The 2,810-nt window shown below is 71.2% G+C and carries 2 protein-coding genes and 1 pseudogene; 1 reads left to right on the top strand and 2 read right to left on the bottom strand.

Going from position 1 to position 2,810, the window contains the following annotated elements; all coding sequences use genetic code 11:
- Positions 1-121, top strand: a pseudogene (locus tag ACFW9D_RS38025) (IS5/IS1182 family transposase); the annotation flags it as partial.
- A gap of 15 nt (positions 122-136) precedes the next feature.
- Here the strand turns inward: ACFW9D_RS38025 and glpK are convergent.
- Together glpK and ACFW9D_RS38015 are read right to left on the bottom strand one after the other, a co-directional pair.
- Positions 137-1,642 carry a glycerol kinase GlpK gene (gene glpK, locus ACFW9D_RS38020; protein WP_384630026.1) on the bottom strand — a complete coding sequence of 502 codons (1,506 nt, stop codon included), beginning with the start codon at positions 1,640-1,642 and terminating at the stop codon, positions 137-139.
- Between the two features lie 45 nt (positions 1,643-1,687).
- Positions 1,688-2,425, bottom strand: a complete 738-nt coding sequence (locus tag ACFW9D_RS38015) for an MIP/aquaporin family protein (RefSeq protein ID WP_384630024.1) — start codon at positions 2,423-2,425, stop codon at positions 1,688-1,690.
- Positions 2,426-2,810: the final 385 nt, after the last annotated feature.

The raw sequence follows: 2,810 nt of genomic DNA, 5'->3' as shown, positions 1-2,810 counted from the left end.
ACAGCGGAACACCGTCGAACGCTGCATCAACCGGCTCAAGCAGTGGCGCGGCCTGGCCACCCGCTACGACAAGACCGCCACCATCTACCTCGCCGCCATCTTCATCTGGTCGGCAAGGTGATCCAAAAGAAGCGGCCTAGGCCTCGTCCTCCTCCAGCCAGCCGAAGCTCTTCTCCACCGCCTTGCGCCAGTTGTGGTACTCGCGGTCACGGGTCCGGGCGTCCATCGCGGGCGTCCACTCGACGTCCCGCTGCCAGTGCGCCTTGAGCTCGTCCAGGTCGTTCCACACGCCGGTCGCGAGCCCGGCCGCGTACGCCGCTCCCAGACAGGTCGTCTCGGAGACCCGCGGCCGGATCACCGGCACGTCCAGCACGTCCGCCTGGTGCTGCATCAGCAGATGGTTCTTCGTCATGCCGCCGTCGACCTTCAGCGTCGTGATCCGCACGCCCGAGTCCTGGTACATGGCGTCCACGACCTCACGGGTCTGCCAGCTCGTCGCCTCCAGGACCGCCCGCGCGAGGTGCGCCTTCGTCACGTACCGGGTCAGGCCCGTGACGACACCGCGCGCGTCCGAGCGCCAGTACGGGGCGAACAGGCCGGAGAACGCGGGCACGATGTACGCCCCGCCGTTGTCCTCCACGCTCGCCGCGAGCGTCTCGATCTCGTCGGCGCTGCGGATGATGCCGAGCTGGTCGCGGAACCACTGCACCAGCGCCCCGGTGATCGCGATCGACCCCTCCAGGCAGTAGACCGGCGCCTCCGAGCCGATCTTGTACCCCATCGTGGTGAGCAGCCCGTTCTTCGAAGGCACCGGCCGGCTCCCGGTGTTGAGCAGCAGGAAACTGCCCGTCCCGTACGTGTTCTTGGCCGTCCCCGTGTCGTAGCAGGCCTGCCCGAACACGGCCGCCTGCTGGTCGCCGAGCGCGGACGCCACCGGCACGCCCGCGAGCTGCCCGACGGCCGTGCCGTACACCTCGGCGGAGGAGCGGATCTCGGGCAGGACCGCCTCGGGCACGTTCATCGCCGCGAGGATCGACGGGTCCCACTGGAGGGTCTCCAGGTTCATCAGCATGGTGCGCCCGGCGTTGGTGACGTCCGTGACGTGCACCCCGCCGTCCGTGCCGCCGGTCAGGTTCCAGATCAGCCAGGAGTCGATCGTGCCGAAGGCGATCTCGCCGCGCTCCGCCCGGGCCCGCAGCCCCGGCACCTGGTCGAGCAGCCAGGCCGCCTTGGGCCCGGAGAAGTAGCTGGCCAGCGGGAGGCCGGTCTGTTCGCGGAAGCGGTCCTGGCCGTCGGCGCCGCCCAGTTCGTTGCAGAGGGCCGAGGTCCGGGTGTCCTGCCAGACGATCGCGTTGTGCACGGGGCGGCCGGTGGCGCGGTCCCACAGCACCGTCGTCTCGCGCTGGTTGGTGATGCCGAGGGCGCTGAGCTGGTCGGCGCGCAGCCCGGCCCGGGCGAGGGCGCCGGCGACGACGGCCTGCACCTTGGACCAGATCTCGGTCGCGTCGTGCTCGACCCAGCCGGGCTTCGGGAAGATCTGACGGTGCTCGCGCTGGTCGACGGCGACGATCGCGCCGTCCTGGTCGAAGACGATGCAGCGGCTCGAGGTGGTGCCCTGGTCGATGGCGGCGACGTACTTCACGGGTTCTCCCTCCGGGCGTACGTGCTCGGAACTGCTCAGGACTGCTCAGAACGCGAGGTTGTAGACGACCCCGGACAGCGCTCCGCCGATCAGCGGGCCGACGACGGGGACGTACGCGTAACCCCAGTCGGACGTCCCCTTGTTGGGGATCGGCAGGAAGGTGTGGACGATGCGCGGGCCGAGGTCGCGGGCGGGGTTGATGGCGTAGCCCGTCGGCCCGCCGAGCGAGAGGCCGATGCCGACCACGAGGAGGGCCACGACGAGCGCCTGCGTGCCAGATTCGCCGAGCCCCTTGGTCAGGCCGAACGCGAGGATCGGCAGCACGAGGCCCATCGTGGCGATGATCTCGGTGAGGAGGTTCGCGACGGGGTTCCGGATCTCGGGGATCGTGGAGAAGATGCCGAGCGTGGGCGTCGGCCCGTCGGGCTCCTTGTCGGAGTGCACATTGGCGTTGAACTGGGCGAGGTAGACGAGGTACGCGAGGACGGCGCCCAGCATCGCGCCGACCATCTGGCCGAGGACGTAGACCCAGACCTTGTCCCACTTGCCGGTGTCGATGGCGATGCCGAGCGTCACGGCCGGATTGAGATGGCCGCCGGACAGCGGCGCCGCGGTGTAAGCCCCGGCGAGGACGGCGAAGCCCCAGCCGAACGCGATCACGATCCACCCCGAGGCCTTCGCCTTGGAGTGCTTGAGGGTGACGGCGGCGCAGACGCCCGCGCCGAACAGGATCAGGATTCCGGTGCCGATGACCTCACCGAGGAAGATGTCTCCGTTGCTCATGGCGGCTCCTAGGCCCTCACCCGGGGCGGGCGGTCGCGCCCCGGTCCTCCGTGCAGGGCGCAGTCGGGATCACACCGGGGGAGCGGGCCCCGCGGGACAGAAGAGGGGGCCGTGACGCGGCGGAGCCGACTGACACCGGGAAGTGTTCACCGGGGCCAGGGGAGCGTCAAGGTCGCCGACCGCACGGGATGCGCGAGGTGCGGCGGGGGACCGGGCAGAGGGTCGGGTGCGGGTGCTTCTACGGTGAAGTGGCGCGCCCGGTACGGGATTTGGGGGGGGGGCCGCCCCCCGGCGGCCCGGGCCCCCCCCAGGACCCCCGCAGCCCGGGGGCCCCCACCCGACCCGGGGGGCGCGCGCCGGCGCGGGGGCCCCCCCCAGCGCGCGG

Source organism: Streptomyces sp. NPDC059524, assembly GCF_042749255.1.
Taxonomy (GTDB): Bacteria; Actinomycetota; Actinomycetes; order Streptomycetales; family Streptomycetaceae; genus Streptomyces; species Streptomyces xanthii.
Note: the sequence above shows the minus strand (reverse complement) of the source record. Positions and strands in the feature narration are given on the sequence as shown.

Excerpts from the sequence above, each read along its gene's own strand:
- ACFW9D_RS38015 (WP_384630024.1), bottom strand. The coding sequence starts at position 2,425 with ATGAGCAACGGAGACATCTTCCTCGGTGAGGTCATCGGCACCGGAATC.